This window comes from Pseudoalteromonas sp. UBA6610 (assembly GCF_002433295.1).
GTDB classification, from domain to species: domain Bacteria; phylum Pseudomonadota; class Gammaproteobacteria; order Enterobacterales; family Alteromonadaceae; genus Pseudoalteromonas; species Pseudoalteromonas atlantica.
On sequence record NZ_DJHW01000135.1, the window covers coordinates 1 to 25191 of the forward strand.

Sequence of the window (25191 nt, forward strand, 5' to 3'; positions counted from 1 at the left end):
TTCAGTAATAGCTTCTGGGCCTGTTTGACACATGTATTCGATAGCGTCTTGGTCACCGATAAAATCGGAACCTTTAACGGTATCGTACATATGCCATTCCCAGTTGTCTTCGTGTGAATTACCTAGCGCTACTGTAATACCACCCTGTGCAGATACAGTGTGTGAGCGTGTTGGGAATACTTTAGATATTAATGCACACGTTTTGCCAGATTCGGTAATGGCAAGAGCGGCGCGCATACCAGCACCACCTGCACCAATTACTACGGCGTCAAATTCACGAACAGAATATTTCACTTAAACACCCCATAAAACGATTAGACCAATAGCTACGTAAGCAACGGCCATCAGGTTTAATACAAAGCCTAAAACAGCGCGTAGTTTAGCGTTTTTAACGTAATCCGTTAAAACTTGCCAAAGGCCAATGCGGGTATGAACCATCATGCATACAAGAGTAATAAGTGTAAAACCCTTCATTGCTAGATTAGAGAATAGGCCTGTCCAGGCTTCGAAAGTGACTTCTGGCGTTGCTAAAAAATAGCCGATAATAAAAATCGCGTATGCGGTGATTACTAGTGCCGTGGTACGTAAAGATACGAAATCTTGTACACCATCACGTTTAAGAGTTGCTTGATTTAAGACCATATCCACACCCCTGCCAGTACGGCAAATACAACGCCAAGTGCCATTGCAATTTTAGCGCTAAGGTTACCTGATTCAAGTTCTTCCCAGTGGCCCATATCCATAATGATGTGACGGATACCACCAATAAGGTGATAACCCAATACAGAAAGTGTGCCCCAAGCTATGAATTTGGCAATGAATCCGCTAAACAGACCCTTGACGAATTCAAAACCTTCAGCTGAAGAAAGAGACTCAGACCAAGCCCAAATGACAAACGTTAAAGCAAAAAATAATGCAACACCGGTGACGCGGTGAAAGATTGATGCTTTAGCCGTTGCCGGCATAGATATAGTTGTTAGATCTAGATTTACAGGTCTTTGCTTTTTCACAGTTACTTGCCCATCTTGCTCACATTGGAGCTCATCTACTTGTTTTTCTAAAACCCACCAAAATTTCTGGTGGAACTATCAAAGTAAACGTGTCAATACAGCAAAAGTTCACAAATCTGCAAAAATTACGCTGTAAAAATATGTTTACCTAAATACAAAGCGGTTTAAAACCTCCGATAGTATATATACCCAAAGGTTGTTTTACAATTCTTGTTTAGTTAGAGACGTTTGCGAATTAGCCGATAGTATAATATTTAATTAATACCGAATATTTATTATACATATATGCATAATGTTTATAAAAATTGACTTTAACCCCCTCTTTCACGTTAAAATGCGAAGATGTGCTTAAAACAAGATTTCAGAACTTTAAAAATCTAAAAATCAGAATAGATATCTTAATAGGAGATACATAGATGGCAGATAAAAAAGCCACAGTCCATATTGATGGACTAGATCCAATCGAACTTCCAATTTATCAAGGCACTGCTGGCCAAGATGTGATCGACGTACGTACGTTAGGTTCACACGGTCACTTTACTTATGACCCAGGTTTCATGTCGACTGGCTCTTGTGAATCTGCAATCACCTACATTGATGGTGGTAAAGGTGTATTACTTCACCGTGGTTACCCAATTGAGCAATTAGCTGAAGACTCTAACTACATCGAGCTTTGTTACTTACTATTAAACGGTGAGTTACCAACTAAAGAGCAATACGATGCATTTGCAAAAGAAATCACGCACAACACAATGCTTGATGAGAAAATTGCTAACTTTTTCCAAGGTTTCCGCTTCGATGCTCACCCAATGGCAATGCTATGTGGTGTAGTAGGCGCATTATCTTCTTTTTACCACGAAGATCTTGATATTACTGATGCTAGCCAACGTAAAACAAGCGCGATTAAACTTGTCGCTAAATTACCGACTATTGCAGCTATGGCGTACAAAACAAACATTGGTCAACCGTTTGTTTACCCACGTAATGATTTAAGCTACGCAGAAAACTTCTTACACATGATGTTCTCTGTACCGGCTGAAGAATACAAAGTTAACCCTGTGACAGCTAAAGCAATGGATAAAATCTTCATGCTTCATGCTGATCATGAGCAAAACGCTTCAACGTCAACAGTACGTTTAGCAGGTTCTTCAGGCGCTAACCCATATGCATGTATTGCAGCGGGTATCGCATCTCTTTGGGGCCCTGCTCACGGCGGTGCTAACGAAGCATGTTTAAACATGTTAGAAGAGATTGGTTCTGTTGATCGTATTGATGAATACGTAGCAAAAGCAAAAGATAAGTCTGATCCGTTCCGTCTCATGGGCTTTGGTCACCGAGTTTACAAAAACTTCGACCCACGCGCTACAGTAATGCGTCAAACGTGTCACGAAGTATTAGAAGAGCTTAACATTCAAGATCCGCTTCTTGATATTGCAATGAAGCTTGAACAAATTGCCCTTGAAGACCCATACTTTGTAGAGAAGAAACTTTACCCTAACGTTGATTTCTACTCAGGTATTATCTTAAAAGCGATTGGTATTCCAACAAGCATGTTCACTGTAATTTTTGCAATGGCACGTACTGTTGGTTGGATCACTCACTGGGATGAGATGCTATCTCAACCTGGTCATAAGATCAGCCGCCCTCGTCAAATGTATACTGGTTACACGCAACGTGACTTCGTATCAACTGACAAGCGCTAAGCTTAGTTAGTTAAAAAAGGCCGCTTTTGCGGCCTTTTTTGTGCGCTTTGCTTGTCAATTTTATGAAACCGATTACAATTCCTGCCTAAATTTATAGATGTTGAATAGCCATGCCTTCTCAAGAGTTTGATATAACAAAAATCCGCAACGACTTCCCTACTCTAAACCAAACCCTTAATGGCAACCCTTTAGTTTATTTAGACTCTGGTGCAACCTCGCAAAAACCACAAAGCGTTATTGATGCAACCACTCGTTTTTATAATTTAGGCAACGCAAACGTTCACAGAGGCCGCCATACTTTAAGCGAGCGCGCTACAGAACAATATGAAGAGGCAAGATTAAAAACAGCGGATTACTTTAACGTAAATGCTAAAGAAATCGTCTGGACAAAAGGCGCAACAGAGGCGCTAAATTTACTTGCTCATGGCCTACAAAGGCAAATTACTGGTGAAGATACGGTTTTAATTACACCCCTTGAGCACCACGCTAATATTGTACCTTGGCAAGTATTAACGCAAAATACAGGGGCTACACTATCTGCACTTCCCCTTGAGCAAAACGCGTCGTTTAATATAGCGCGCTGTATAGACATGATCACGCGTACTAAAGCAAAGGTGCTGTGTATCAGCCAAGCGTCTAACGCATTAGGTAATATTACCAATTTAGCGCCATTAATAGCTGCAGCGAAAGCAGTCGGCACGTTAGTTGTTGTTGATGGCGCACAAGGAGCCATGCATTTACGCCCTAATTTAAAGCAGCTTGGATGCGATTTTTATGTATTCTCAGCGCATAAAATGCTTGGCCCTACGGGTGTAGGGGGCTTATATGGTCGCTATGAATTACTTAATGCGCTTACCCCGTATCAAACGGGTGGTGAGATGATAGATACTGTAACCCTTGAAAAAAGCAGCTACAGAGACGCTCCTGCTAAATTTGAGACCGGCACCCCAAATATAGCCGGCGTCATTGGCTTCAGTGCAGCAATTGATTATTTATCAGCCCTAAACATAGAACAGTTACAGCGCCATGAGCAGGCTATTTTTAATTATGCAGCCACACAGTTGAGTAAAATTGACGGTATTACTATTTATAGCGACCTGAACAATAATATTGGCACCCTCAGTTTTAATTATAAAAGTGAACACCCCTACGATTTGGCAACTTTGCTTGACGGATTTGGTATTGCAGTGCGCAGTGGACACCATTGTACGCAACCATTAATGCACCATTTAGGGGTAAAAGGCACTGTTCGAGCAAGCTTTGCATTTTATAATACCCATCAAGATGTTGATAATTTCATCAATGCCTTGAAAGAATCGATTGAATTATTAGACTAATTTAGGATAACTCATGACAAATACGTTTAAAAACGTAGTAAAACCTATACAACAGGCGCAATCTTGGCAGCAAAAATATCGCGAAATAATGCTTCTGGGCAAAACACTTCCCGCTTTAGCCGATGTACTTAAAACCAATGACGTGCTTGTGCCAGGGTGTGAGAGCAAAGTGTGGATGTTTATGGAGTTTGACGATAGCGAGAATCGTTTAGTAGTTATTGGCGACTCAGACACGCGCATTGTAAAAGGCTTATTAGCGATAATTTTAGCGCTTTATAATGGCTTAACACCTGAAGAAGTCGTGAAAATTAATGCGTATGACGAATTTGAAAAGTTAGGCTTAATTAAACACCTAAGTGCATCTCGAGGGAACGGAATAAAAGCCATGGTCGAGGCAATTCAAAGCATGGCAACTAACAAGCTCAATTAAACTATTGAGCTTGTTGTAAACGCTGTTTTTTATCTAAATATTTACGTACCGCTTTAGCCGCTACAAAAAAGCCAAAACTTCCGGTGATCATAGTTACCGAGCCAAACCCGTTATTACAATCCATATTCATTGTACCATCAGCATTTTGTTTAGCATGGCATACACTGCCATCACTGCCTGGGTAAACAAGTTGCTCAGTTGAGTACACACAATCAATATTAAATTTGCGTTTAGGGTTGTTACTAAAATTATATTGTTTGCGTAAAATATAACGCACTTTAGCAAGTAGCGGATCTTGCGTGGTTTTAGCCACATCACCAAATGTTATTTGGCTAGGATCAGTTTGCCCACCCGCGCCACCAGTAGTAATAATAGGCATTTTATTGCGCTTACAATGAGCAATAAGCGCTGCTTTTTCTTTAACTGCATCAATACAGTCAATAACGTAATCAAAACCTTGAATATGCTCACGAATATTTTCAAGAGTAATAAAGTCATCTATCACAGTTACTTTACACTCGGGGTTTATCAGTTCGCAGCGACTTTTCATTGCATCTACTTTGGCTTGGCCAATACTGCCGCTAAGTGCATGAATTTGCCTATTTACGTTCGTCGCGCAAATATCATCTAAATCAATTAAAGTGATTTTACCCACGCCTGTACGTGCTAAAGCTTCGGCGGTCCAACTTCCTACACCGCCTATCCCTACTACACAAAAATGGGCTTGTTGTAGCCAGTCAAATTGTTGGTTACCGTATAGGCGTTTGATCCCGCCAAAACGAATATCTGTTACTTTTTCGCTCATTTACCAATCCAGTTGCCACGGCGATTGCCATGCTTGAAATTCTTGATGATTAATTAATTGCTGGTACTCATTACCCGTAGTAGGTAGCAAAGAGCAATTAATTTGCTCCCCATGCCATAAAAAACTTAACGCATAGGCATGAAGATACGCCCGCTCAGCTGCGCTACCACTATAAAGTGTATCGCCTAAAATTGGCGCTCCTAAACTTTTTAATGCCACTCTAAGTTGGTGGGTTTTACCCGAATACGGCTTTAAAATATACGCTCTAAACCCCGGCTTATAACTAAAAGAATAAAAGCGGGTAATAGCCGGGTTTTGCAGGGTCGGTAAAAGCTTAAACATGCCCCTGCGAGACTTAGCCATATCACCTTTTATCCACCCTTGCTTTTTTTTAGGTTTAGCATTGCTTATCGCTAAATAAAACTTGTTTATTGCGTGCTCAGTAAAAAGAGACGTAAATTTAGCCGCGGCTTCTTTATTGCGACTAAGAATAATAAGGCCAGATGTCACTTTATCAAGGCGGTGTACAGCAAATAATTTTTCGCCAGTTTGCTGCTCAGCTAATACCACAAACCCTTTTTCACCTTCTGAGTGAAAATTAAGCCCCGCTGGTTTTTCAAATATGTAAAAATCAGCGTGGCTAAATACTATGGGTAATTCACTTTTAACCATTATTAGGCTTGCTTAGCTTTTAGGTAGGCAATCACTTTTTCTAAATCCTCGGGCGTATCAACCCCTGCATGTGGTGTTACTTTGGCCTGCTCAATTTTAATAGAGTAACCATGGTACAACACCCTAAGTTGCTCTAGCGACTCAAGTACTTCAAGCGGCGATACACTTAGCTCAATATACTGCTTAATGAAGCCCGCACGATAAGCATATATACCCACATGGCGCTGAAAAGGCGTTATATCTAACACACTGTCGCTATTTAACATTGCGCTTCTGTCAAACGGAATACTGGCACGTGAAAAGTACAACGCATTTTTATTAATATCACTAACAACCTTCACGGCATTAGGATTAAACACTTCGTCTTGCTCTTCAATGGCTACACTTAATGTTGCCATTGGCGCGCTTGAATTATTTAGTAAAGTGGCAACTTGCGATACGTTTTCGCTGGCAAGTAATGGCTCATCGCCTTGTACATTTACCACTAGGGTTTCTGCGTCTAGCTTAAGTAGGTCAACAACCTCTGCTAAACGTTCAGTACCCGATTGATGATCTTCTCGCGTCATCAGCACATCGTTTGTGAACAATTTAACAGCATCAAAAACTTTTTGATGATCGGTTGCAATAACCACTTTACTTGCACCTGACAAACACGCTTTTTCATACACGTGTTGAATCATAGGTTTACCGCATATGTCAGCTAATGGTTTGCCAGGCAAACGGGTAGACGCGTAACGTGCAGGTATAACAACTACGAATTCCACTTATCAACCTCATCTTGAGATAGCTCACGCGCCTCATTTTCTAAAAGTACCGGTATATCATCGCGTACTGGGTATGCAAGTTTAGCTGCAGTACTAATAAGTTCTGCATTTTCTTTATCAAAACGAAGCTTTCCTTTACACACAGGACAAGCAATTATTTCAAGTAATTTTGTATCAAAGGCCATTGAGGATCCCTTTTTGTTTTAATAATAAATCTAATTTATGTATTACAGCGTCAGTAGGTTTTGCATTTACGGGTAGGTAGTACCAAGTATCTTTTGCAAAGTCTCTACATTTTACTGCATCTTTTTCTGTCATTAATACGTTATCATCATTAAATTGGGTAAAATCAGCCATGCTATAAGCATAGTGATCTCTATAATGATGCGTCGAAAGCAGCTGAATATTTTGCCCCTTTAATGAATCTTCAAAACGTTGTGGGTTACCAATGGCACTTACCGCATGGCCTTTTTCAATGGTTTTATTCACAGGGGTATTGTTAGCAACGTGTTTAAGTGCACCAGTTTGCAAAACGTAGCTAAGGGACTCATCTCCCCCGTTTTCAATCACTAAATCAACGCTATTTAATCTGTTTGTGGTTTCACGTAGTGGCCCTGCAGGCATAACAAAGCCATTACCAAATCGCCTTTGGCTATCAACAATGCAGCACTCTATATCGCGCGCCATTTTATAATGCTGCATACCATCATCTGAGATTATGACATCCACACAAAATTGCTGCTCTAATAATGTAATGTTGGCTTTTCTATCGGGTCCGACAACAAGTGGACATTTTAAACGATTAAATAAAAGTATTGGCTCATCACCGGCTTGTGCACTTGTTACGCCGCGCTCTACCACCAGCGGGTAGCTGTTGGCTTTACCGCCGTAACCTCGGCTGATAATGCCCACTTTTAGGCCTTGCTCTGACAAGTATTCGTAAAGCCATAACACAAATGGCGTTTTGCCATTTCCACCTACACTTATATTGCCCACCACAATCACTTTAGATTTAGCTTTAAAAGGCGTGGCAAAGCCAACCTTAAAAAACCATTTCCTAATGCTTGAAATTAACCAAAAAAGCGCAGCTAATGGCAGTAAAAGTAGCGTTATAAAACTAAATGGTTTATACCAGCTTTGCTCTATTTTACTCACCCGTGCTCACCAAACTGCATTTTACATAGAGCTGAATAAGTACCATCTTTAGCTAGTAAACTCTGATGATCGCCACTTTCAATCACCCGACCACCATCAATAACGTATATTTTGTCGCTGTTCTCAATGGTTGAAAGACGATGGGCAATGACTATAGACGTTTTGTCTTGCATTAGGGTATCAAGAGCTTGCTGAATTAGTTTTTCAGACTCTGTGTCTAAGGCTGAAGTTGCTTCATCTAAAATTAAAATAGGTGCATCTTTTAATATAGCGCGAGCAATTGCTATACGTTGACGTTGACCACCAGAGAGCATTACCCCGTTTTCACCGACCATGGTATTGAGTTGCTCAGGTAGGTCTTTAACAAATTCCCACACGTGGGCTTGTTTAACCACCTCTTCTAATTGCTGCGGTGTTATTTCGCGGCTTATGCCATAACAAATATTATTAGCAATTGTGTCGTTAAATAACACAACTTGCTGAGATACTAAGGCAAACTGGCGGCGTAAATCAGCCAGTTTATATTTATCAATCGCAACGCCATCTAATAAAATTTCACTTGGTGCTTCTAAATCATAATAACGCGGTAATAAATTAGAAATAGTCGATTTACCCGAGCCTGAACGCCCTACAAGCGCGATGCTTTCACCGGCCTTTATACTTATTGATAGGTTATTTAAAACAGCTTCATCTTTAGTTGGGTATTTAAAGGTAACATTTTTAACCTCAATTTCGCCCTTCACTTTATCTACGCTGTAAGTACCTTTGTCTTTTTCAATTTCTTCATCTAAAACTAAAAAAATACTTTGCGCTGCAGAAATACCGCGCTGCATATCACTGTTCACGTTTGCTAATTGTTTAAGCGGGCGTAAAAGCATCATCATAGAAGAAATGAGTACCATAAAATCGCCAGAGCTGATCGTATCTATCATTGAAGGCATAGATACAACCCACAAAATAACAGCCATTGCACTTGCTGCAAGCACTTGAATTACCGACACGCTTAACGCTTTAGTGGCATCCATTTTAATACGTTGCTGGCGATTATGATTATTGATTTTTGAAAACTGGTCGATTTCTTGTTTTTGCCCACCAAAGCCATGAATAACTTTGTGTCCACTTAGCATTTGCTCAGAGCTACGGGTGACCTGCCCCATTGCAGACTGTATATTTTTCGAAATATGGCGAAAGCGTTTAGACACAAACGTTACAATAATTGCCACTAATGGAATGATCACTAAAAAAATCAGCGAAAGCTGCCAGCTGGTATAAAACATAAGGGCAAGTAAAAAAACGACAAAAGCGCCTTCTCTTACAACAATTAACAGTGCTTTGGTGATTGCTTGCTGAACTTGTTCTGTATCAAAAGTAATTTTTGAAATTAAATCACCTGTTGAGTTTTTATCATGAAACGAAACAGGCAAATGTAATATGTGTTCAAATAACTGCTGGCGTAACGAACGAACTACTTGCGAGCCTACATAGCTTAGGCAATACGAAGACATAAAATTAAACAGACCACGCCCTATTACCAGCGCAATTACAACAAAAGGGGCATAAGCTAGCACTTCGTTATTACGTTGGTTTAGACCTTCATCAATAAAGGGTTTCATTAATTGAATAAATAAAGCATCCATACCCGAATAGCCGATCATTCCAATAATAGCGACGAAGGCAACGCTTTTATAATCACCAACGTAAGAAATCAACCGTTTATAAATTTGTGTAGTACTTTGACTCATATTACTCTCGTTATACAATTACAGCCCTTATTGTATCCTTCAAACCGTTAAAACTAAACGTCAATCTTCTATAAACCAATAACTTTCGTGTTTGCGCGCCGTTGTCACTTTAAAGCTATCTTGATAAATACTTACCGTAATTTGCCCATCAAGTGCCGTAACATATTGTTTAGCATTTATAGCTTTGTAGCGCGAAACCACTTTTTCACTGGGAAATTGCCATTGGCCTTGAAAAGCTGTTGAGTGAATAACCGTATGCGGATTTACATGGTTGATAAATTCCGTGCTTGAAGACGTATCGCTGCCATGATGAGGGCTTAAAATCACATCGGCTTGTAATGAGTGAGTTTTAATAAGGCTCAGCTCACGTGCTTTAGAAATATCACCCGTTAATAACATAGTAAGTTGGGGTGATTTGATTAAAAGCACACACGAATTATCGTTTTCGTTATTAAATGTGCTATCAGCAAAGCTGCTAATGCGCAATCCATTAAAGTTATAATCTAAAGACATACACTGTGTGGTTGTGCCGTGTGGGTGAAAACGCTTAAAACTTTCACCAAATCCTGCATTAATAAAATGTGCTGCGCCCCCTGCATGGTCGTTGTCTTGATGGCTTATTATTGCATCACTAACGGTTAAGTTATGTGTTTTTAAATAGGGAATTAACACACTGTATGTACGGCTAAAACGGTTAAAATAACTCGGGCCAAAATCGTAAACCAGCGCTTGATTGTCTTTTTCGAGTAACGTCATTAATCCGTGCCCAACATCAAACACATGCAATTGCCAAAGAGGCTTTGGTAAATACAGATAATCTATTAATGTAACGCATAGAGGAATGAGTGCTAAACGTTTAAAGGGGCTAAACCAGGCGATTAATATGCATAGATAAGCTGCAACTAAGTACAATGTAGGCGGTTTAGCTATATCTAACCATCTGTAATGCCAAGGGATTGCTTCCATATACTTAAACAATGTTATAAGTACACTATCGAATAATAAAATGATGGGCGTTATATCTACTACAGCACTTATTATCGTAAATAGTAGCAAAAGAGGCATGATCGCAACGCTTAATAATGGAATTGCCAATAAATTAATAACCAACCCAGCAATACTTACCCCACTAAAATAAATAAGGGTAATAGGCAAAAGCCCAATAAATAAAGCAAGCTGAATAATACACAGCGCCATAAACACGCTAAGCCAATTATATTTAGTTTTAGGAAGGTGCTTTATAACAAGGAAAATAATTGCAACCGCAATGAAAGAAAAATATAAACCTGGGTTTAAAACATTAAAAGGATTGATGAGTAATACAGCGACTAAAGCATATAGAATGCTTCGCCAGCGCAGTGGCTGTTTGGCAATAAAGTAAAGACCTAATACGCAACTTAACATAATAAATGCGCGAGTCGCTGAGAGTAAAAATTCACTTAAATAAACATAGATAAATGCCGCTAACCAGCCGATAAAACTATAAATAATAGTTAAATTAATAGACTGCAATACGTTAATTTTAAAGATGTATGCTGTGTACTTACTCAGTAAATAAAAACAGCTGAATATAAGCCCTATGTGCAACCTTGAAATGGCTAATAAATGGCTGAGCCCTAAACTTTGCATTGTTTGTTTATTTTCAAACGACATCAGTGATTTATCACCACTAAGCAATGCATAATAAAGCCAATTAAGCGTTGTGTTTTGATAAGTGTGTTTTAAGAACGACCTGTATTTATAAATTATTGAAGGTGAAGCCGCGTTAGTAATGCGCAATTGCTTATTAAGTACTTTGCCTTTAAATAATATGCGTTGTTTAAAGGCATGCACATTATTATCAAACACACCGATATTTTTAATTGTTCTGAATTTTTTCAGCGCTATTGTTGCCTCAAAAGTATCGCCCTGTTTAATAAGCTGTGCAGAATCGACACTTAACATGGCTTTAGGTGCTTTAAATTTGTATATTTCATCCCCATTTAACTTTAATAACGTTGCTTTTATATACTGTGGTTGCTTTGCAGAGATAACGTCATCAACAAGAATTGTGGCAGGGGAAGCATAGTTATTTTCATCATTTGGCAATGTATAGCTATAAAACAAGTAAAAGTGCACAACAATGCAGCAAATAGCTAAAATAAACCCTAACAAAACATTCAAAAACGGCTTAAAATAGGCGCTCGCAATAAGGACAGATATTGTGATGACTGTAAATTCATGGGTTTGATAATAAAATACGGTTGAAATACAACCTATTACAAATCCAAGACTAATCCACACTGAAGTAAATGGTTGCTTGAAATGCCTAAGAAAACGATCCAACGATTTTTACCTGATCCTAATAAAATTAGGCATCATAAAACACTTAGAATATTCGGCCGTTTATTACAAGACGCCAACCTATGGCATTTAAACAGACGCTCGGCAAGGGGCGCATTTGCGGTTGGTTTATTTTTTGCGTTCATCCCTGTTCCTTTTCAAATGGTTTTAGCCGCTGCGGCAGCTATTGTATTTAGAGTTAACTTACCTATTTCTGTGGCATTAGTGTGGCTTACCAATCCACTGACTATGCCGCCAATATTTTACGGCTCATACCTTGTAGGTACGCTTGTTTTAAATCAACCAGAGCAGCATTTTGCATTTGAAGCCAGTTGGGCATGGTTCCTAGAAAGCCTTTCTACCATCGGCCCTGCATTTTTAATTGGCTCACTGGTGTGCGCTTCTGTTGCCGCTATTATTGCTTATTTAGGTATTGATATTATTTGGCGACGCTCTGTGCGCAAAGCCTGGTTAGCGCGAAATACTAATACGTAATAAAGCCAACTATTAAAGTACTCAAAGAGAATGACTTAATGAAGCAAATTGAGTAACTAATTAACGTTAAGCACTTTATTATAGACGAAAAAAAACCAACTTTTATAAGTTGGTTTTTTTATGAAAAGCATAAAGCTTAAAATCTAAATACTCTGCGTAAGCCCACTAGCGGCAATAATAACAGTGTGTACCAAGGGAAGCTTGCTGAGCTTCTTTCATAAAGCTCTTCCTCTATGGGTGTACAGTCTTCTACTTCACCATCAATAGGTGTTAGTTTTACTGCAACAGCAACACTTTCGTACTCAATATTACCTTCAATATCAGTTTCTACATTACCAAAGGTATCGCGCTTTTCAACGGTTTTGGTAGCTACACCAAAAATCTCATTGTCTTCATTAATGACTTTCGCTTCAGCCATTGTGTAGGCGTAGTCTGTTTCACCATCTGTTTCGTAACAAGGTAGTAAATCGTTTAAGTTGGTAATTTTATCGTCACCAATTTTATATATAAACGCTTCTTTACGACGGCTGTTTTCAGATGTACCTACCTCGCCTTCACCAACAACATAACCTTGGTTATTAATATCATTACCATAAGCGCTTGAGCTATTAAAGTAACCGGTAGGGAAAACGGTATTGCCAGTACTTATATCATGATAGAAAAACTGATCACGGATCGTGGTTTCAATACGCTTTGATGCATAACCAACAATTACATCGTTGTCATTTACAGCAAGCGCTTTGCCAGAAAGCCAATCATCTTCTTGGTCTATAAAATTAAACACGTCACCATTTTTAAAATAAACAGGCATTGTTAAAATAGTGTCGTCATTTTTATAGTAACGAGCATTTGAAGAGCCCACCACTGTGCCATTATTATTTAGCGCAAGAGCGGTACTTGTAAAAGCAAAGTCATCATCTTCTTCTGGCGTTAAGGCAAGGCCTAGTATTTCAGTAGAAGTGATATTAAATGCTTCATCAAGCTCCCATTTTACCGCGCGCTCATCAAATACGCCGGTGGTTACACTTGAATTTAATAATTCCACACAGGTATTAGTTGGCTCGTCTTCGTTATCACAGTTATCTTCAATATTATCAAGCCTGTCTTCAGGAATACCTGTTGAAACATAACCAACAACAGTGTACCCGTCATTTGTTTTAACAATATCGTTAGCTCGGCTAGTACCGCCGTAATCGTCAAAGTCTGGAACTAACTCAACCTTTTGCGTTCCATCTTCAGAAATAACTATTCCGCGCTCAATAAAGTCATGGGTAAACCATGTTTCTTCTTCATCTTCATCATCTGGCGTAAATAAAACTTTATCATATGGAGCTGCACTCCAACCTACGCTCACGCCATCTTCGCTTACCGCATTATAAAAGTTACTAACCGAACGCGTTAAACCATCGTAATCTACCGACTCTTCATCAAACAGTATTTGCTCAGTTACTATGCCATCGTCAAACTTAATACCAACTACCGAGCTTAACTTTTGGTACTCGTAATCCGTTGGTCTGCCAGCTAAAAAGCTAACCATAAATGAATGCGCATCGGCGTTATTAAAAACCGCATCGTTATTTTCTATATCATCAAGTGTAAAAGTAATTTCTTTATCACTTAGCTCAAAGTTGTACTCTTCACTATCGTACGCATTTTCAATAACGCTTTCGGTAAAGTCGATATAGCTAATATCGATTGGTAAATTATACAATCCGTTGGCAGTACCAATAATGTGCCCGCTTTCGCTTACGTCAGTCACGTAAGAATGTTTAGCGCCGTCAAGAGTACCTAGTTCTGTTAATTCATAGGTTGCACTTAATGCAGATGTACTCAATGTCGCTAAAATACTGGCAGCGAGTAATTTATATTTCATTTTAATCCTTACTACTGATTCTGTAATTCTTCAAGTTCTTCCCAGCGCTCAAACGCGGCTTCAAGGTCAGACTCAAGTTTTGCTAAATGGTTCAATGCATTAGTGGTTACGTCGCTATCTTGTTTGAAAAAGTCAGGATCGCTCACTACAGCTTGCTGCGCTTCTACAGCGGCTTCAAGTTGTTCCATTTTATTGGGTAGTTGCTCTAATTCAAGTTTTAATTTGTAAGAAAGCTTAGTGCTTTTGTTTTCAGGCTTTGTCGCGGCTACAGGCGCAGGTTTAACGTCTTTTTTTGGTGCTTGTTGCTGTTTTTCCTGCTCGGCTAAATAGCTTAAATAAGCTTGGTAATCGGTGTAACCCCCTACCATATCAGTTATTTTGCCATCACCTTCAAACGCCCATACACTACTACACGTATTATCAATAAATTCACGGTCATGGCTTACTATAAGCACAGTACCCTGATACTGATTAATAATTTCTTCGAGTAACTCTAATGTTTCAATATCCAAGTCATTAGTTGGCTCATCGAGTACTAAAATATTTGAGGGTTTTAGAAATAGTTTTGCAAGTAAAAGCCTGTTTTTCTCACCACCAGAGAGTGCTTTTACAGGTGTACGCGCACGTGCCGGTGGAAACAAAAAGTCTTGCAGGTAACCAAGTACATGACGAGAACGCCCGCCCATCATTACCTCTTGTTTACCCTCGGCAACGTTATCTTGAACAGTGGCCTCTTCATCAAGCTTTTGCCTGTATTGGTCAAAGTAAGCAAATTCTAAATTAACGCCTTGTTTAATATGACCGCTATCGGCTTCTAAATCACCAAACAGCAGTTTAAGTAAGGTAGTTTTACCAATACCATTTGGGCCTACTAAGCCAATGCGGTCACCGCGCATAACAAGGGTAGAAAAATCATTAGCAATCACTTTATCTTTAAATGCATGACTAAGGTGTTTTGCCTCAAACACTAGCTTGCCGGATCTATCAGCCGTTTCAATATTAAAATCGGTTTTACCTACTTGCTCTACACGGGCTTTGCGCTCAACACGTAGCTGTTTAAGTTCACGTACACGGCCTTCGTTGCGGGTACGACGGGCTTTAACCCCTTGGCGTATCCAGGCTTCTTCCTCTGCTAAACGCTTATCAAAAAGTGCATTTTGTGATTCTTCTACTTTTAAGTCATGCGCTTTTTGTTCAAGGTAGGTCGCGTAATCGCCAGGGTAAGAGATAAGTTTACCGCGGTCTAAATCTAAAATACGCGTTGCAACAGCACGGATAAACGCACGGTCATGCGATATAAATACAATACCGCCTTTAAATTCTTTTAAAAACTGCTCTAGCCATTTAACACTGTCTACGTCTAAATGGTTTGTTGGTTCATCAAGTAACAATAAGTCAGGCTCACTCACAAGAGCACGTGCTAAAGCAACTTTACGCAACCAACCACCTGAGAGCGACTCTAATTTAGCATCTGGGCTAAGCTCTAAACGCGTTAGTACTAATTGAATACGCGAATCAAAACGCCAACCGTCACACGCTTCTAAATCGTTAGATAAACGCTCAAGCTTATTTAGCAGTTTGTCGGTGCAGTCGGTTTGTAGTTGTGTGCTTACATGATGATAATCAATCAGCAAATTAGCAATATCAGGCATACCCTGTGCTACATAATCGAATACTGAGCCGTTTGCTCCTTTAGGAGGATCTTGCTCTAAGCGAGATATTTTGATCCCGCCAAGCTGGTTAATTTCACCATCATCTAAAATAACTTGGCCATCTAGTACTTTTAAAAGTGTAGATTTACCCGCCCCATTTCGCCCTACAATACAGACGCGCTCACCGCTTTCTATCACTGCATCAGCATCATCAAGTAATGGGTGCGTACCATAAGCTAACTGCGCTTTTTGTATTCTAATCAAATCCATAAATACTGCTCTTTTATTCTTGCGCTAAAAATTCATGCACTGTTTGTGCATCAAACGGCCAATACAAATGGTGGCCGCTTTTGCTCTCAAATACGGGAATACTTAACTGAAAACGCGCTATTAGCTGCTCATCAGTGAGTATATCAATTAATTTAAGCTCACTATTTTTATCCAAAACCGATAATAAAACCTGCTCGGCTTGCTCACATAAATGACAGCCATCGGTGTGGTACAAAACATAATTAGCCATGGGTAATTAACCAACTGTTGTGTATTTTTTTATTACGTTTGAAATCAGGTGATAACGTTTTTTCTGAAATATTTTCAGCTTTTAAGCCTAAACCCATCAAACCTACTTCATCCATTACAAAACCACGTTTGTTATTAGAAAAAATTAATGTACCCGACGGACTCAAGATTTTTTTAACCCAAGTAAGTAATTTTATATGATCGGTTTGCACATCAAACGCGTCTTTCATTCGTTTAGAATTAGAAAAAGTAGGCGGGTCTAAAAAGATTAAATCGTATTGTCCTTGTGCGTATTCTAGCCATTTTAAACAATCAGCTTGCTCAAAACGGTAGCGGGTATTGCTAATATCATTTAACGCAAAGTTATCTTGGCCCCACTTAAGGTAGGTTTTTGATAAATCAACGGTGGTAATTGCTTTTGCACCCCCTAATGCCGCGTGCACAGAGGCTGTACCTGTGTAGGCAAATAAGTTTAAAAAGCGTTTGTCTTTTGCATTTTGCTGAATATAGCGACGCGCTAAACGATGATCTAAAAACAGCCCTGTATCGAGGTAATCAAACAAGTTTACTTTAAACTTAGCGCCAAATTCTTCCACCACCATAGTGCGGTTTTGTTTAGCCATTGGGGTGTACTGCTCTTCCCCTTTTTGTTTTTTACGCACTTTAACGGCAATGTTTTCAGGCGCTATGTTTAGCTGCTGTGCAGTTAAGCTAATCACATCTTGAAGACGCTTTTCTGATGTTTTTTCGTCAATTTCTTTAGGTGCTGCGTATTCAAAAATAACAGCAGAATCGCCGTAAATATCAACCGCTACGTTGTATTCAGGAATATCAGCATCGTATACGCGATAAGCTTGTACTTCGTTTTGTTTAAGCCAATTTTTTAGGCCTTGTTTGTTCTTTTTCAAACGATTAGCAAACGACATTGAGCCTTCAAAATTAAGAGCCGGTTTGTCATCGCTTGTCAGGCTTACCTGTTTATCATCTAACTGATATAAATTTAGCTCTACATCTAATGGGCCGTTTTTAAATTTATAACGCTTTTGTTTGACCAGTTTTAACAGCTTAAATAAGCTTTCATCCATGCCTAGTAACGCAAGCTTCCAATGATTAAAGTGCTTTTTAAAACCCACGCCCATGCTGCGGTGTAAATTTACCAGCTCAGCCATAGAGCCAATACGTTCGCCGTACGGTAAGTTAGAAATAACCACCCCGGGTAATTTAGCAACAGAGGTAAGCTTAGTTGCATCACTTTGCTTAAACTTTATAACATTACCCAGCTCTGCACGCTCGGCATTGGCAATGGCTTTATCGAGAACTTGCGCATCGTAATCGTGGCCAATTAACCACAATTTAGGATCGGTAATTTGCTCAATTAATTCTTCACGCAGTTGTTTAAATTTGGCCGCTCTAAAACTAGGTAAACGCTCAAAAGCAAACCCTTCTCTAAATAAACCAGGTGCTTCGTTACGCGCCATGCCCGCAGCTTCTATTAAAATAGTGCCTGCACCACAACATGGGTCAAATAAAGGTTGATTTACATTTTCAAGCCAACCACTGCGTTTAATAATCGCGGCCGCTAAGTGCTCTTTAATAGGCGCTTTACCTTGGCCTTGGCGATAACCGCGCTCAGACAAACGAGGTCCCGAGTAATCAATATACAAAGCCACACCATGGCGATTTAAACGCGCCACAACACGCACATTGGCATCTTGCTTATCTACATTTGGGCGCTGTTCGTATAAATCGTTAAAGTAGTCAACAATCGCATCTTTAATTACCAAGCCTGAAAACTGGGTATTTTTTAAAGAGTCGTTGGTACCATTAAAATCAACGGCAAATGTTTGTGTAGGGCCAAACCATTCTTGCCATGGCTGAAAACGAGCAAATTTATACAGGCTATCTTTATCATTAACGCCTTCTTTTTCTTCAATAAGCATCAGCACACGTGTTGCATAACGAGTTGATAGACAAACCTTTTGCGCCAATGTTGAATCTGCCTCAAAGCGAACAGAACCCACAGTTTGTTTAGACACGACGGCGCCTAATTCTGTTAGTTCATCAACAAGTAAATTTTCGATTCCGATAGAAGTAAGTGCGATAAATTGCAAAGTAATAACCCTTAATAGCTAATTGCGCAGGATTATAACATAGGTTGGCTGACAAACACTTGATAAACGCAGCTCGATTTGTAAATTTGCTAAGCTGATTTAGTGTGATATTGCTCAAGTAATAGAGGGTGAACACGATTGTTTAAAACGCGGATAACTTCAAACTGTTCAAGAGACAAATTATCATCAAGTTTGAATGTTTCGTTAAGGTTTAAGCAAATTGAAGCATCAGGGCAATGCTCAACAATTAAAAACTCACCGGTTTGTGCTTTTGAGGTAAGTTTAACGATGGCTTCTGTACTTGGCTGGGTGCCAGTGTACTCTTCAAAAAACCAACTTTTAGCCAGTACCGGTTTCAAATGAAATTTTACAGCGGTGGCATTGAGCGCAATTTGGCAAATTTGTGCAGGCTTATACAGCTCAAAACCATCTAAGTAATTGTATACCTGCTCATAAAAGGCAGCATCTTCTAAGCTAAAACGCGGGTTTTCAAATACACAGTCGGTGAGTTGTCTTAATTTATACGGGGTGCATAGTTGCATATCGTCATTTAAATCAAGTAGTAAGCGGTTTTTATTTGCACATGCAATCCACTGCCATTGTTTTGTTGCTTGTAACATTTGCCTCCTCCTTGTTTAAAAATTTATTTTTAATTAAGACATTAATATTAGATTATAACGGCTTTTGACCATTTTTAAAACATTTGTTTAGAACATTTATTGAACGATCAAAAGCTTACATAACTGATCCTTATAAGGAATCAACGATCGATTTTACCAATTGTGGCCCTTTGTAGATGAACCCAGTATAAACCTGCACTAAATTTGCGCCTGCATTTAGCTTTTCTTGAGCAGATTGCGCATCATCAATACCACCTACACCAATAATTGGTAATTTACCTTGTGTTAAACGTTTAAGTTCGCTAACAACGTGTGTAGAGCGCTCTTTTACTGGGCTGCCAGATAAACCACCCGCCTCATCGGCGTATTGCTGACCCATTACTGCACTACGTTCAAGCGTAGTATTTGTTGCGATTACGCCATCAATTTGATTAGTTAATAGTGACTCGCTAACCTGCTCAATTTGGATTTGATCAAGATCTGGCGCTATTTTAACCAGCATAGGTACTTCCTTATTATGCTTGGCAATTAAATCAAGCTGTTCATTCTTTAAACTTTGCAGTAAATCATCTAACGCCGCGCCATATTGTAAATCGCGCAGCCCTGGGGTATTTGGAGATGAAATATTCACCGTAATATACGAAGCATGTTCGAACACTTTACGCATACAATGAATGTAGTCGTCTTTACCTTGCTCATTTGGGGTATCTTTATTTTTACCAATATTAATACCTAAAATACCGGTGTACTTGGCATTTTTTACATTATTAACTAAATTATCGACCCCTTTGTTATTAAAGCCCATTCGGTTAATAATGGCATTTGATTGCGGTAATCTAAAAATGCGCGGCTTATCATTACCTGCTTGGGGGCGCGGGGTAACTGTGCCAACTTCTACAAAACCAAAGCCCATTTGGCTAAAGGCATCAATACACTCAGCGTTTTTATCTAAACCTGCAGCCAAACCCACAGGGTTTTTAAACTCAAGACCTAAAAAATTAACGGGTTTGTTTTGTAGTTGTTGTGACCAAGCTGCGTTTAAAGGGGTGTGTGCAAAACGGCGTAAATTATTAAGCGCAAACTCATGTGCCCATTCAGCATCTCGGGTGAACATAAAACGGCGGGCTAAATCGTAAAACATGAATTGTTCCTCTTTATATTACAGACAAAAAAATACCTCAGACTAGGCTGAGGTATTGTATAACAATTTTAACAATTAACTGATTATTTACTGAATAAATAACCAATTAAAGCTAAATTATTTTCCTGATGTATCACAGTTATGGCTTAACAACATTAATTCGCGCAGTGCAACTGAGAACTTAGCAAAGTCGTGACTTTGCGAGGTTTTAAATTCAGCTAACATTTGCTTCCAACGCTGTAGCAGCAGATCTTGGCTTGCCATCCACTGATCGATTTGATTATCAACATCGTTTTCGTCACCTTCAAAGCTGTTTAGCACAACATGAGAAAGCGTACGTTGTTGCCAATCAAGCTCTTCACGGTACGACGCACGGGCAAGTGCTTGCCAATGGTTAGAAACAGGCTGGTTAGTAATTTGATCTAAGAACCAGTGTAAGCCCATACGCGAGCCAAGTTTAAAGTAGGTATTAGATACCATCGCCACACTGCGGCCTGAATTATGCGCTATTTCAGCAATATCCATTACAGAGAACAGGCTAGAAAGGTCAATAATACGCTTAGCAATTTGCTTAGGTACACCTTTTTCAACTAGCTCATTTGCTTTGCCAGTTAAACATTCGTGTTCTTTGTCTTGCATGTACGTATTTAAGTTTTCGCTTAAATCTTTAAATGTTGGCGCAAAGAACTCGATAGCTTGTTCAATTGTTTGTGCCTTATTACGATGACGTAAGAACCAGCGTGTTGCACGACGAACAGTACGACGTAATTGGTACAGCATTTCGGTTTGAACCGCTGCTGGGATTTTATTATCTAGCGCGCTGATTGATGACCAGGTTTCACGCATTTCAAAAATCTCACTCGCAATTGAATAGCACATTGCGATTTCAGCTTCGTTAGCACCGGTCTCTTCGTTCATGCGTACCATGAAGTTTAAGCCCATGTCATTAACGATATTGTTCGCCAGTTTTGTTGCAATAATTTCTTTGCGCAGTGGGTGATTATCCATCGCGTCGTTAAATTTTTCACGCAGTGGACGCGGGAAAGACTTAACTAGTAGCTGACGGTAGTAAGGGTTTTCGGTAATTTCATCTGTTACTAAAGACTCTTTAAGCACCATTTTAGCGTACGAAACTAATACTGAAAGCTCTGGACGTGTTAGGTCTTTACCTGCTGCAGCGCGCTCTGCCAACTCTTCATCAGTTGGTAAAAACTCGATTGCACGGTTTAGCTTGCCTTCTTTTTCAAGGGCATGAATAAAGCGAATCTTCTCTTTAAGAGTTGATGCACCTTTAGACTGTGTAATCGACAATGTATGTGTTTGACGGTAACAATCTTTAAGTACAAGCTCAGATACTTCGTCGGTCATAGAGTAAAGTAACTCATCACGTTGTTTACGTGTTAAATCACCTTCTGAAACTAAGCCATTAAGTAAAATTTTAATATTTACTTCGTTATCTGAACACGCAACACCACCTACGTTATCAATAAAGTCGGTATTTACACGCCCGCCTTTGGCTGCAAACTCGATACGCCCTAATTGGGTTGCACCTAAGTTACCACCCTCACCTAATATTTTAGCGCCAAGGTCTTTACCGTTTATGCGCAGCGCATCGTTTGCACGATCCCCTACATCAGCGTCTGTTTCGTGGCTGTTTTTAATGTAAGTACCAATGCCACCGTTCCACAGTAAATCAAATTCCATCATTAATGAGGCTTTGATTAACTCATTCGGTGTCATGCTTGCTTTTTTAGTGCCAAGCATTTTTTTCATTTCTGGGCTTAAAGAAATCGATTTAGCTGCGCGCGAGAAAATCCCACCACCCGCTGAAATCAGATCTTTATTGTAATCTTCCCATGATGAACGAGGCAGGTTAAACAAGCGCTCACGCTCTGGGTAAGAGGTCGCTGCATCTGGTGTAGGGTCTACAAATATGTGCATATGGTTAAACGCGACTTGTAAGCGAATGTGCTTAGACAATAACATGCCGTTACCAAATACGTCGCCGGCCATATCACCAATAGCAACCACAGTGAAATCGGTAGTTTGACAGTCAATATCCATTTCACGGAAATGACGTTTAACAGACTCCCATGCACCTTTTGCTGTTATGCCCATTTTCTTATGGTCATAACCTACTGAACCACCTGATGCAAACGCATCACCTAGCCAGAAGTTGTATTCGTTAGCAATACCGTTAGCAATATCAGAGAAGGTAGCTGTACCTTTATCGGCTGCAACTACTAGGTATGGGTCGTCTTCATCGTGACGCGTTACATTAGCTGGCGGTACAATTTCACCACGCTCAATGTTATCGGTAATGTCTAATAAACCACGAATGAAAATCTTGTAACACTCTTGACCTTCTTTAATAAAGGCTTCGCGTTCACTCGGTAGCTGCTTACATACAAAACCACCTTTAGAACCTACCGGAACAATTACGGTGTTTTTAACTTGTTGCGCTTTTACTAAGCCCAGTACCTCAGTACGGAAATCTTCACGACGGTCTGACCAACGAAGGCCACCACGAGCAACTTTACCCCCACGTAAATGCACACCTTCTACACGCGGAGAGTATACAAAAATCTCAAATGCTGGCAGCGGAAGCGGCATATCAGGAATTAAGCTAGGCTGTACTTTAAACGACACGTAAGATTTAAACTGACCTGTTTCATCTTTTTGGAAGTAGTTCGTACGCAGTGTTGCGACAATCATATCTACGTATAAACGTATAATACGGTCATCATCAAGGTTCGCTACGTTTTCAAGCTCTAAGTAAATTTGTGCACTTAATTTCTCAAGTGTTTTAGGACTTGCAGGGCTTTTTACTGAGAATTTTTTAGCAAATAAGTTAACTATTTGCGCAGCAATATGCGGGTAATTTGCAAACGTACTCTCAATGTAGGTCTGTGAGAAAGTAACCCCAATTTGGCGCATGTATTTTGCATAGGCACGTAATATAGAGGCTTCACGACCTGTTAAACCACCCATTAATACTAAGCGGTTAAAGCCGTCGTTTTCAAGGCGGTTGCCCCATACATTAGTTAATGCAGCGCGAAAACGAGCAGAAATCTTATCAAAGTCGGCCATTCCTTTGCTGTCAATCAGCATAGAGAAGTCCATGATCCAATTGATACGACCATCACTTGTTTTAACAGAATATGGCGTTTCACCTACAACGCGTAAACCAAAGTTTTCTAGCATTGGCATAACATCAGATAAGTGAATTGGCTCATCTTTATGGAACAAGCTTAGGCGTACAATATTGCTGTTAGCTTCTTCTTGCGGACGGTAGAACAACATTTCTAGCTTGTTCTCGTCGTTTAACAATTCTAGTTTTTCAATATCTACAACCGCAGCACTTGGTAGTACTTCATCTTTGTAAGAGCGTGCAAACGCGTTGCAATATTTACGATTTAGCTCATTACCGCGGGCTTCCCCTGCTGACTCTAACAGTGCAGATTGTAATTTATCTTCCCATGTACGAGCAGCTTCTACTAGGTTGTTTTCGATGTCTTTCACGTTATATTCGATATTGTTATCGGTCACACGAACGGTGTAATGTGTACGCGCCAGTGTTGACTCAGAGAAATAGGTAGTAAATTCGACTTTTTCGTCAGAATTAAAGGCGTTAGCTAAAATGTCTTGTGTTTCTCGGCGTAGCGCTGTGTTATATCGCTCACGCGGGACGTACACCATACAAGAGAAGAAACGTCCGTAGGCGTCTTTACGAACAAACAAGCGACACATGTCACGCTCTTGAATTTGTAAAACACCCATTGCTACTTCGAGTAACTCGCTCTCGCGAGCTTGAACTAATTCATCACGTGGGTACGTTTCTAAAATATTAAGTACCGCTTTGTATGCATGGGTGCCTTTTGCAAAGTCACACATATCCATAATACGGTTAATTTTAGTTTTTAGAACAGGCACATCTGCTGCGCTGTTGTTGTAAAAGCTTGATGAAAATAGGCCGATAAAACGGTCTTCACCAACCACATTGCCTTCATCATCAAAGCGTTTAATACCAACGTAATCTATGTAGGCTGGGCGATGAACGCGCGATACAGAGTTCGTTTTTGTTAATACTAATAAATTACTGCTGAGGGCTTCTTGGCGAGCAAATTCAGGTAATTCAGATAATAAACGTGTGTGCTCATCGGTTGAATTTTTCATCAGGCCAAGACTTGTGTCCATTTTACCTTTTAGCTGGTAATCACCTTGTACAGGGGTAAGCTCGTACTCGCGATAACCCATTAAAGTAAAGTTATCTTTTGCCAGCCAATCTAAAAACTCTACGGCTTCAGATACTTCGTTTTTGTTTTTATTGTGCTTACGTTTTGGTACTTCTTTAGTAACAGAGACTAATTTTTCGCGAATTGGCTGCCAATCATCTACCGCAATAGAAACATCAACCAATACTGATTCGAGCTCTTTTTTGAAAGAAGCAATAACAGATGCATCGGTTTGGCGGTCAATCTCAATAAAGAACACTGTTTTAGTAGAGGTTGATTCTTGCTCTGCTTTTAAATTTGATAAACCAGAAATTTTAGCGTTATCGTCACGCTGAATTTTTAGTGGGCAGTGAAGTAATAAGTGAGAAGCTATATTTTCACGGGTCATAGCCATACGAACAGAATCGACTAAAAATGGCATATCTTTAGCAATAATTTCTACAATTGTATGTGATGACTGCCAGCCATCTTTTGCTACTTCAGGGTTGAAAACGCGAATTACTGCGTCGTCCGTGGTGTTTTTTTCTAGTGCATTCCAAAGGCTGAGTGCAGCACCGTATAGGTCACTATCATTGCGATTTGCCAAATCCTCTTTAGACATATTG

At 39.7% G+C, this 25191-nt stretch carries 21 protein-coding genes; 4 read left to right on the forward strand and 17 right to left on the reverse strand.

The window, feature by feature from the left end:
• The 3 genes from B4F91_RS17655 to sdhC all read right to left on the reverse strand — a co-directional run.
• Positions 1–294 (reverse strand): FAD-binding protein (locus B4F91_RS17655; protein ID WP_288636124.1); only part of this gene is annotated, 294 nt, incomplete at its 3' end.
• Positions 295–642, reverse strand: a complete 348-nt coding sequence (gene sdhD / locus B4F91_RS17660; RefSeq protein WP_004586684.1) for a succinate dehydrogenase, hydrophobic membrane anchor protein — start codon at positions 640–642, stop codon at positions 295–297.
• The gene (gene sdhC, locus B4F91_RS17665; protein ID WP_084554498.1) at positions 633–1010 is read right to left on the reverse strand and encodes a succinate dehydrogenase, cytochrome b556 subunit; all 378 of its coding nucleotides are present in this window, start codon (positions 1008–1010) and stop codon (positions 633–635) included. The genes sdhD and sdhC overlap by 10 nt, the downstream gene beginning before the upstream one ends.
• 416 nt (positions 1011–1426) lie before the next feature.
• On the opposite strand from sdhC, the gene B4F91_RS17670 reads away from it, so the two are divergent.
• The 3 genes from B4F91_RS17670 (at position 1427) to B4F91_RS17680 (ending at position 4480) form a co-directional block, all read left to right on the forward strand.
• Positions 1427–2713, forward strand: coding sequence for a citrate synthase (locus B4F91_RS17670; RefSeq protein WP_004586686.1), 1287 nt, complete (start codon positions 1427–1429; stop codon positions 2711–2713).
• A 110-nt stretch (positions 2714–2823) separates the two neighbouring features.
• Entirely contained in the window at positions 2824–4050 is a 1227-nt protein-coding gene (locus B4F91_RS17675) for an aminotransferase class V-fold PLP-dependent enzyme (RefSeq protein ID WP_286936643.1), read from the forward strand.
• Positions 4051–4063: 13 nt separating this feature from the next.
• Positions 4064–4480 (forward strand): SufE family protein, encoded by a 417-nt coding sequence (locus B4F91_RS17680; RefSeq protein WP_286936642.1) that lies wholly within the window; start codon positions 4064–4066, stop codon positions 4478–4480.
• A gap of 1 nt (position 4481) precedes the next feature.
• Here the strand turns inward: B4F91_RS17680 and tcdA are convergent, their stop codons facing one another.
• From tcdA to B4F91_RS17715, 7 genes are read right to left on the reverse strand one after another with little or no spacing between them, the layout of a single operon-like run.
• Positions 4482–5285 carry a tRNA cyclic N6-threonylcarbamoyladenosine(37) synthase TcdA gene (gene tcdA / locus B4F91_RS17685; RefSeq protein ID WP_154944550.1) on the reverse strand — a complete coding sequence of 268 codons (804 nt, stop codon included), beginning with the start codon at positions 5283–5285 and terminating at the stop codon, positions 4482–4484.
• On the reverse strand, positions 5286–5957 hold the full coding sequence (locus B4F91_RS17690) for a TIGR01621 family pseudouridine synthase (protein WP_248533728.1): 672 nt from the start codon (positions 5955–5957) through the stop codon (positions 5286–5288).
• A 2-nt stretch (positions 5958–5959) separates the two neighbouring features.
• Positions 5960–6721 carry a 3-deoxy-manno-octulosonate cytidylyltransferase gene (kdsB, locus tag B4F91_RS17695; protein ID WP_286936639.1) on the reverse strand — a complete coding sequence of 254 codons (762 nt, stop codon included), beginning with the start codon at positions 6719–6721 and terminating at the stop codon, positions 5960–5962.
• On the reverse strand, positions 6709–6906 hold the full coding sequence (locus tag B4F91_RS17700) for a Trm112 family protein (protein WP_004586692.1): 198 nt from the start codon (positions 6904–6906) through the stop codon (positions 6709–6711). Before B4F91_RS17700 ends, kdsB begins: the two co-directional genes overlap by 13 nt.
• Entirely contained in the window at positions 6896–7876 is a 981-nt protein-coding gene (gene lpxK, locus B4F91_RS17705) for a tetraacyldisaccharide 4'-kinase (protein WP_264389445.1), read from the reverse strand. Before lpxK ends, B4F91_RS17700 begins: the two co-directional genes overlap by 11 nt.
• Positions 7873–9618: a lipid A export permease/ATP-binding protein MsbA gene (gene msbA, locus B4F91_RS17710; protein ID WP_286936638.1), complete on the reverse strand. Its 1746-nt coding sequence runs from the start codon at positions 9616–9618 to the stop codon at positions 7873–7875. The genes lpxK and msbA overlap by 4 nt, the downstream gene beginning before the upstream one ends.
• Before the next feature lie 60 nt (positions 9619–9678).
• Positions 9679–11943 (reverse strand): DNA internalization-related competence protein ComEC/Rec2, encoded by a 2265-nt coding sequence (locus B4F91_RS17715; RefSeq protein WP_288636129.1) that lies wholly within the window; start codon positions 11941–11943, stop codon positions 9679–9681.
• On the opposite strand from B4F91_RS17715, the gene B4F91_RS17720 reads away from it, so the two are divergent.
• The gene (locus B4F91_RS17720) at positions 11923–12435 is read left to right on the forward strand and encodes a DUF2062 domain-containing protein (protein ID WP_024033538.1); all 513 of its coding nucleotides are present in this window, start codon (positions 11923–11925) and stop codon (positions 12433–12435) included. The two genes, B4F91_RS17715 and B4F91_RS17720, sit on opposite strands and share 21 nt — an antisense overlap.
• 136 nt (positions 12436–12571) lie before the next feature.
• Here the strand turns inward: B4F91_RS17720 and B4F91_RS17725 are convergent, their stop codons facing one another.
• From B4F91_RS17725 to B4F91_RS17755, 7 genes are all read right to left on the reverse strand, one after another.
• Positions 12572–14308, reverse strand: coding sequence for a DUF3466 family protein (locus tag B4F91_RS17725; RefSeq protein WP_004586697.1), 1737 nt, complete (start codon positions 14306–14308; stop codon positions 12572–12574).
• Between the two features lie 11 nt (positions 14309–14319).
• Positions 14320–16230 carry an ATP-binding cassette ATPase Uup gene (uup, locus tag B4F91_RS17730; protein ID WP_286936635.1) on the reverse strand — a complete coding sequence of 637 codons (1911 nt, stop codon included), beginning with the start codon at positions 16228–16230 and terminating at the stop codon, positions 14320–14322.
• A 13-nt stretch (positions 16231–16243) separates the two neighbouring features.
• Positions 16244–16480 (reverse strand): glutaredoxin family protein, encoded by a 237-nt coding sequence (locus tag B4F91_RS17735; protein WP_004586699.1) that lies wholly within the window; start codon positions 16478–16480, stop codon positions 16244–16246.
• Positions 16473–18590, reverse strand: a complete 2118-nt coding sequence (gene rlmKL, locus B4F91_RS17740) for a bifunctional 23S rRNA (guanine(2069)-N(7))-methyltransferase RlmK/23S rRNA (guanine(2445)-N(2))-methyltransferase RlmL (RefSeq protein ID WP_054982571.1) — start codon at positions 18588–18590, stop codon at positions 16473–16475. Before rlmKL ends, B4F91_RS17735 begins: the two co-directional genes overlap by 8 nt.
• An 89-nt stretch (positions 18591–18679) precedes the next feature.
• Complete coding sequence (locus B4F91_RS17745) at positions 18680–19210, reverse strand: cell division protein ZapC (protein ID WP_024033533.1); 531 nt, start codon at positions 19208–19210, stop codon at positions 18680–18682.
• A 130-nt stretch (positions 19211–19340) separates the two neighbouring features.
• Positions 19341–20351 carry a quinone-dependent dihydroorotate dehydrogenase gene (gene pyrD / locus B4F91_RS17750; protein ID WP_286936633.1) on the reverse strand — a complete coding sequence of 337 codons (1011 nt, stop codon included), beginning with the start codon at positions 20349–20351 and terminating at the stop codon, positions 19341–19343.
• A 117-nt stretch (positions 20352–20468) separates the two neighbouring features.
• Positions 20469–25191: NAD-glutamate dehydrogenase (locus B4F91_RS17755; protein ID WP_288636133.1), on the reverse strand; the 4723-nt coding region annotated here is incomplete at its 5' end.